At 71.1% G+C, this 6,454-nt stretch carries 7 protein-coding genes and 1 tRNA gene; 5 read left to right on the top strand and 3 right to left on the bottom strand.

Annotated elements, in window-relative coordinates; all coding sequences use genetic code 11:
* Positions 1-255: 255 nt before the first annotated feature.
* The 4 genes from dcd (at position 256) to hisD (ending at position 4,412) form a co-directional block, all read left to right on the top strand.
* A complete protein-coding gene (dcd, locus tag ROTAS13_RS03175; protein WP_019462748.1) occupies positions 256-810 on the top strand; it encodes a dCTP deaminase in 555 nt (184 codons plus the stop codon).
* A 51-nt stretch (positions 811-861) separates the two neighbouring features.
* Positions 862-2,121: a UDP-N-acetylglucosamine 1-carboxyvinyltransferase gene (gene murA, locus ROTAS13_RS03170; protein WP_058390185.1), complete on the top strand. Its 1,260-nt coding sequence runs from the start codon at positions 862-864 to the stop codon at positions 2,119-2,121.
* A 110-nt stretch (positions 2,122-2,231) separates the two neighbouring features.
* Positions 2,232-2,924 carry an ATP phosphoribosyltransferase gene (hisG, locus tag ROTAS13_RS03165; protein ID WP_019462750.1) on the top strand — a complete coding sequence of 231 codons (693 nt, stop codon included), beginning with the start codon at positions 2,232-2,234 and terminating at the stop codon, positions 2,922-2,924.
* A gap of 198 nt (positions 2,925-3,122) precedes the next feature.
* Positions 3,123-4,412, top strand: coding sequence for a histidinol dehydrogenase (hisD, locus tag ROTAS13_RS03160; RefSeq protein WP_019462751.1), 1,290 nt, complete (start codon positions 3,123-3,125; stop codon positions 4,410-4,412).
* Positions 4,413-4,433: 21 nt separating this feature from the next.
* On the opposite strand, the gene ROTAS13_RS03155 is transcribed toward hisD, so the two are convergent.
* Together ROTAS13_RS03155 and ROTAS13_RS03150 are read right to left on the bottom strand one after the other, a co-directional pair.
* Positions 4,434-5,231 carry an HpcH/HpaI aldolase/citrate lyase family protein gene (locus ROTAS13_RS03155; RefSeq protein WP_019462752.1) on the bottom strand — a complete coding sequence of 266 codons (798 nt, stop codon included), beginning with the start codon at positions 5,229-5,231 and terminating at the stop codon, positions 4,434-4,436.
* Positions 5,232-5,303: 72 nt separating this feature from the next.
* Complete coding sequence (locus tag ROTAS13_RS03150) at positions 5,304-5,657, bottom strand: hypothetical protein (RefSeq protein WP_019462753.1); 354 nt, start codon at positions 5,655-5,657, stop codon at positions 5,304-5,306.
* Positions 5,658-5,857: 200 nt separating this feature from the next.
* Between ROTAS13_RS03150 and ROTAS13_RS03145 the strand changes: the two genes are divergently transcribed.
* A tRNA-Thr gene (locus tag ROTAS13_RS03145) sits at positions 5,858-5,932 on the top strand.
* Between the two features lie 157 nt (positions 5,933-6,089).
* Here the strand turns inward: ROTAS13_RS03145 and ROTAS13_RS26015 are convergent.
* Positions 6,090-6,308 carry a hypothetical protein gene (locus ROTAS13_RS26015; RefSeq protein WP_126281835.1) on the bottom strand — a complete coding sequence of 73 codons (219 nt, stop codon included), beginning with the start codon at positions 6,306-6,308 and terminating at the stop codon, positions 6,090-6,092.
* Positions 6,309-6,454 lie beyond the last annotated feature (146 nt).

Here is a 6,454-nt window from a genome sequence, read left to right as displayed (position 1 = left end):
CCCGGGCCAGCTCGGAAACGGCGCCAGAGGCCATGCCGGACGCGGCGCCGGCCGCCGCCCGGACCGCCGCCCGGACTGGCGACGAGGCCGGCGACGAGGCCGGCGACGAGGCCGGCTCCGCGGGACCGGGGCCGCGCCCCGGCGCCCCCGCGGCCGACCCGGGGGGCTGAACCGCGCGGCGCGCGGTTGCCCCGCCCCGCTCCGGCGGGCTAAGTCCCCGTCCTTCGCCGCCTTTTCCGCCGGACCTGCCCGCCCATGTCGATCATGCCCGATACCTGGATCCGCCGCATGGCGACGGAACACGGGATGATCGAACCCTTCGTGGAGGCGCAGCGGCGCGAGGGCGTGATCTCCTACGGCCTTTCCTCCTTCGGCTACGACGCCCGGGTGGCCGACGAGTTCAAGGTCTTCACCAACGTGGACAACGCGCTGGTGGACCCGAAGCACTTCGCCGAGGACAGCTTCGTCACCCGCCGGGGGGCGACCTGCATCATCCCGCCGAACTCCTTCGCCCTGGCGCACACGGTCGAGTATTTCCGCATCCCGCGCGACGTGCTGGTGATCTGCCTCGGCAAGAGCACCTATGCCCGCTGCGGGCTGATCGTGAACGTCACCCCCCTGGAGCCCGAATGGGAAGGCCAGGTGACGATCGAGATTTCCAACACGACTCCCCTTCCGGCGCGTATCTACGCCAACGAGGGGATCTGCCAGTTCCTCTTCCTGCAGGGCGCGGGGGCGCCCGAGGTCAGCTATGCCGACCGGGCGGGCAAGTACATGCGCCAGCGCGGCGTAGCCTTGCCCCGCCTGTGACCCGGATGGCCGGCGGCGGGATTCCGGGAATACAGTAGGGGGCTTATCGCAATGGACCGTATTCGCGTGCGCGGGGGCAGGCCCCTGCGCGGCCGCATCCCCATCGGGGGCGCCAAGAACGCCGCCCTGCCGCTGATGGCGGCGGCGCTGCTGACGCCGGAGGAACTGGTCCTGACCAACGCCCCGGCGCTGGAGGACGTGCGCACCATGGGCAAGCTGCTGGCGCAGCACGGCCTCGCGGTGGAGCACGACACAGGCAGCCGCCGCATCAGCATGTCGGGCCGGGCCACCAACCTGGAGGCGCCCTATGACCTCGTGCGGAAGATGCGTGCCTCGGTGCTGGTGCTGGGGCCGCTGCTGGCCCGCTACGGCCGTGCCAAGGTCAGCCTGCCCGGCGGCTGCGCCATCGGCACCCGCCCGGTGGACCTGCATCTCAGCGCGCTGGAAACGCTGGGCGCGCGCATCGACCTGACCGGAGGCTATATCGACGCCCGGGCCGAGGGCCGGCTCAAGGGCGCGCGGGTGGTCTTTCCCAAGGTGTCCGTGGGCGCCACCGAGAACCTGCTGATGGCCGCCGCCCTGGCCGAAGGCACGACCGAGCTGGTGAATGCCGCCCGCGAGCCGGAGATCGGCGACCTCGCCCAGTGCCTGATCGCCATGGGCGCGCGGATCGAGGGGGTCGGCAGCGACCGGCTGACCGTCGAGGGCGTGGACAGCCTGCACGCCGCCACCCACCCGATCATCCCCGACCGGATCGAGGCCGGCACCTATGCCTGCGCGGCCGCCATCACCGGCGGCGAGGTGCTGCTGGAGGGCGCCAGCGTGCTGCAGCTCGGCGCCTGCGCCCGCGTGCTGCAGGAGGCCGGCGTGGTGCTGGAGGACCAGTCGGGCGGGCTGCATGTCCGCCGCCTGAACGGGCTGCACGGCGTGGACGTGATGACCGAGCCCTTTCCCGGCTTCGCCACCGACATGCAGGCCCAGACCATGGCGCTGATGTGCGTGGCCGACGGCGCCTCGATGCTCACCGAGACGATCTTCGAGAACCGCTTCATGCACGTGCCGGAGCTGACCCGCATGGGCGCCCGGATCAACGTCCACGGCTCCTCGGCCATCGTGCGCGGCGTGCCGAAGCTCTCCGGCGCCCCGGTCATGGCCACCGACCTGCGCGCCTCGGTCTCGCTGATCCTGGCCGGCCTCGCCGCCGAGGGCGAGACCATCGTCAGCCGGGTCTATCACCTCGACCGCGGCTACGAGGCCGTGGAGGCCAAGCTGGCGGCGGTGGGCGCCGAGATCGGGCGCCTGCGGGACTGACCGGCAAGGGCCGGAACGGGCCTGGAACGGGGCCGGCCGCCTTTCGCGCGGCCGACCCCTGCGTTCTGCGCGCTTGCATCCCGGGCGGGGCCTGGGACATAGGCGCCGCCATGGACCATCCGCTTCCCGATGCCGCGGCTTTCCGCGATGCCGAGACCGGGCTCGTCATGGCTCTGCCCAAGGGGCGGATCCTGAAGGAGCTGACGCCGCTGCTGGCGAAGGCCGGGCTGCATCCGGAGCCGGACTTCTCCTCCGAATCGAGCCGCAAGCTGCGCTTCGCCACCAGCCATCCGGGGCTGGACGTGATCCGCGTCCGCTCCTTCGACGTGGCGACCTTCGTGGCCTTCGGCGCGGCGCAGATCGGCGTCTGCGGCGCCGACGTGCTGATGGAGCACGACTACCCCGAGATCTACGCGCCCCTCGACCTGCGCATCGGCGCCTGCCGCGTCAGCGTGGCGGAGCCGGTGGAGCGCGCCGCCACGGACGACCCCAGCCGCTGGAGCACCGTCACCGTCGCGACGAAGTATCCCCGCATCGCCGCCCGGCACTTCGCCGCCCGGGGCGTGCAGGCGGAGATCGTCCACCTGAACGGCGCCATGGAGCTCGCCCCCTCGATGGGCCTGTCCCGCCTGATCGTGGACCTGGTGCAGACCGGCGGCACGCTGAAGGCCAACGGGCTGGTGGAGACCGAGGTCATCGCCCCCGTCACCTCCCGCCTCATCGTCAACCGCACCGCGCTCAAGACCGAGCCCGAGGCCATCGGCGCCTGGATCGCCCGGCTGCGGGCGGCCCTGGAGGGTTGACGAGAAGGGGTGATGCGAAGGGTTGAAGCCGGGCGGGCTTTGCCTGTAGGCGTCGCGCGCATGGTTCACGAGAGGGCGCCGCCCTCTCGCGCTCTCCCGCGAGGAACCTGAGGTTCCTCGACCTCCCATTCGTTTGGCTTGGCCTGGACGGCAGGGGGCCGCGGGCCATGCGGAACGCCACGGCAAGGACCCGCCCGCATGAAGCGCCTCGACACGCGCGACCCGCAATTCGGCCCCCAGTTCGACGCCCTGCTCGACACCGCGCGGGACACGACCGCGCGGGTGGACGGGCCGGTGGCCGAAATCATCGCCCGGGTGCGGGCGGAAGGCGACGCGGCGCTGCTGGACCTCACCGCCCGCTTCGACCGCTGGACCCCTGCCGGCATCGGTGCGCTGCGGGTCGGCGCGGCGGAGGTGGCCGAGGCGAAAGCGCGCTGCCGGCCGGAGCTGCTGGCGGCGCTGGACGTGGCGGCGGAGCGGATCGAGCGCTTCCACGCCGCGCAGATGCCGCAGGACATGGTGCTGCCCGAGGACGGGCTGATGCTGGGCATGCGCTGGAACGCGGTGGACGCGGCCGGCCTCTATGTCCCCGGCGGCAAGGCGGCCTATCCCTCCTCGGTGCTGATGAACGCCCTGCCCGCGCGCGTTGCGGGGGTGGGGCGCGTGGTGATGACCGTGCCGACCCCGGATGGCGAGATCCCGCCTCTGGTGCTGGCTGCCGCCGACCGTGCCGGCGTGACCGAGGTCTGGCGCATCGGCGGCGCGCAGGCCATCGCCGCCCTGGCCTGGGGCACCGCCTCGATCCGGCCGGTGGACAAGATCGTCGGCCCCGGCAACGCCTATGTGGCGGAGGCCAAGCGCCAGGTCTTCGGGCGGGTGGGCATCGATTCCATCGCCGGGCCCTCGGAGGTCGTGGTGCTGGCCGATGCGGCGCAGGACCCGCGGCGGGTGGCCATCGACCTGCTGGCCCAGGCCGAGCATGACGAGGCCGCCCAGGCCATCCTGATCACCGACAGCGGGGCCATGGCCGAGGCCGCCGCCGCCGCCGTGGAGGAGGCGCTCCGCAGCCTGCCGCGCGAGGCGATCGCCCGCGCCTCCTGGGAAGCACACGGCGCCATCCTGCTGGTGCGGGACTGGGAGGAAGGCGTGGCGCTCTGCGACCGGCTGGCGCCGGAGCACCTGGAGCTGCTGGTGGAGAAGCCGGAGGCGCTCTTTGCCCGCATCCGCCATGCCGGGGCGGCCTTCCTCGGCGGCTGGTGCCCGGAGGCGCTGGGCGACTACGTGGCCGGGCCGAACCATGTGCTGCCCACGGGGCGCACGGCGCGCTTCGCCTCCGGGCTCAGCGTCTATGACTTCCTGAAGCGCACCACCTGGGTTTCGGCCACCGAGGCCGGGCTGCACCGCATCGGCCCCGCCGCCGTCACGCTGGCCGAGGCCGAGGGGCTGGGCGCCCATGCCCGCAGCATCGCGATGCGGCTGGGGCAATAGGCGCCGTCCGGGCTGGGCGGTTCAGTAGGTCCCGGATGTGCCGGGGCCCTTCGGCCTCGGCCCGCCCCGCATCGCCGCCACCGTTGCCTGCGCCCCCGCCGCCATCAGCCGGGCGTCGGAGGCCACGGTGACGAAGCGGAAGCCCTTCTCCACCATGCGCAGCGCGTACTCCGCCGTGCCGTTGTGGATGCAGGGCACCACGCCATGCTCCTTCGCCTTGGCGAGGATCATGTCGATCGCCTCCACCACCGGCTTCTCCTCCTGGTCGAAGCGCGGCGTGCAGCCCAGGGCGAGGGAAAGGTCGGCGGGGCCGACATAGACGGCGTCCAGCCCCTCGACGGAGAGGATCTCGTCGAGATTGTCGAGCGCCTGCCGCGTCTCGATCATCGCCAGTCCGAAGACCGTGTCGTTGGCGTGCCGCGCATAGTCCGGCCCGGCATGCAGCAGCGCCCGGATCGGGCCGAAGGAGCGCATGCCGCGCGGCGGGTAGCGCAGCGAGGACACGAAGAGCTCCGCATCGGCGCGGGTATTGATCATCGGGCAGATCACGCCATAGGCGCCGGCATCGAGCATCTTCATGATGATGCCCGGATCGAGCCAGGGCACGCGCACCATGGGCGTGGTTTCCGTGGTGGAGATCGCCGTCAGCATCGACACGGCGGCGGCGTAGTCCACCACGCCATGCTGCATGTCGATGGTGAGCGAATCCCAGCCCGCATGCGCCATGGTCTCGGCGGAGAAGACATTGGGAATGGCGAGCCAGCCATTCACCACCGCCTCGCCACGCCCCCACAGCGTCCCGACCCTGTTCTCGCGCATGGCCGCTCCCTCCCTGTCGCTCTCCGGTGCCGGACTCGCCGGCCCGGGCGGCAGAATAGAGCAGATCGCCGGTCAGGCCGGCAGCAGCGCGCCATGAGCCCGGGCCAGCGCGTCGCGCGCGGCCACCAGCGCGGCCAGGGACCGCCGCCCGGCCAGCAGCGCGGCGCGCTCGTCCTGGCCGATCTCGGCCATCTGCTCCTCCACGGATTCCACGCCCTCGGCGAGTTGCCCGTGCATCTCCTCCAGCCGCTCGCGCAGCGCCGCGCGTTCGTCGTGGCCCAGCACGCCGCGGCGCCAGTCATCCACGATGGTCTCGACCTCCCGCCGCACACGGTCAGGAGCCGCGCCCTTGCCCGCCAGTTCCGCGAGCCGCGCCAGGGCCTGGCGCTCCGGCGCCTGAGGCGCGCCTTGCCGATTCCCAGCCATGGGTCTCTTTCCCCTTCCGGGCCGAATATCCTGGCGGCATATTAGTTCATGATGTGTTCCTGTTGAAGCACCTTCGGCTTCGCCCTGCGGACAGCCCGGTCACGGGCATGGGAGCCATCTCCGCTTTTCCTGCTGTGAAGCTGCCGGGCGGGGCTTGCCCTGCGCGCCGTCTGCGGTTAAGGAGCGCCCACCCCGCGATTGCTGCTGTAGCTCAGGGGTAGAGCACTCCCTTGGTAAGGGAGAGGTCGAGAGTTCGAATCTCTCCAGCAGCACCACGACCTTCCTGAACATTCCCCTCTGCTTCCGAGCCGGTTCCCTCGTTCGATGCACGAGGCCTCCGCTGCACGGCTGCGTCTTTGTCGGGGACGGTGGCGGGCGGTCCCTCGCGCCTTCCAGGCGAGGTACGGCCGTGGGTTGGCGGTGTGGGCCGGGCTATCTGCGATAGGGCAGCTTCGGCCTTTGGATCTGGGCAGGCGTGGGACCATCCTCGCGCATTCGCGCCCATCGCGTCGGGTTCGCGGAACCCGGCCCCTCGCCGGGCACTTCCCAGACGCCACGCCGGACACAGCCGACTGTCAGCCCCCATTTCGGATCGTCGATCCAGACGATCTCGAGTTCGCCCGGTAGGTCGGTCGGCTTGTACCACTTCATGTCCGAATCCCGCTTCATCTGTTGCGGGCGGGGTTGATACAAACCGAAACACCCCACGTAAACCAAATAGAATACTTAGTTTTGAAGAATAACTAAGTATTAATGATTTGCGCCAAGGTTGTTCCGTGGAATTAAATTATGAGAGT

The organism is Roseomonas sp. TAS13, assembly GCF_001950415.1.
GTDB lineage: Bacteria > Pseudomonadota > Alphaproteobacteria > Acetobacterales > Acetobacteraceae > Roseomonas > Roseomonas mucosa.
The sequence above is the reverse complement of the archived record's forward strand: the minus strand, read 5'-3'. Positions and strand labels throughout refer to the sequence as shown.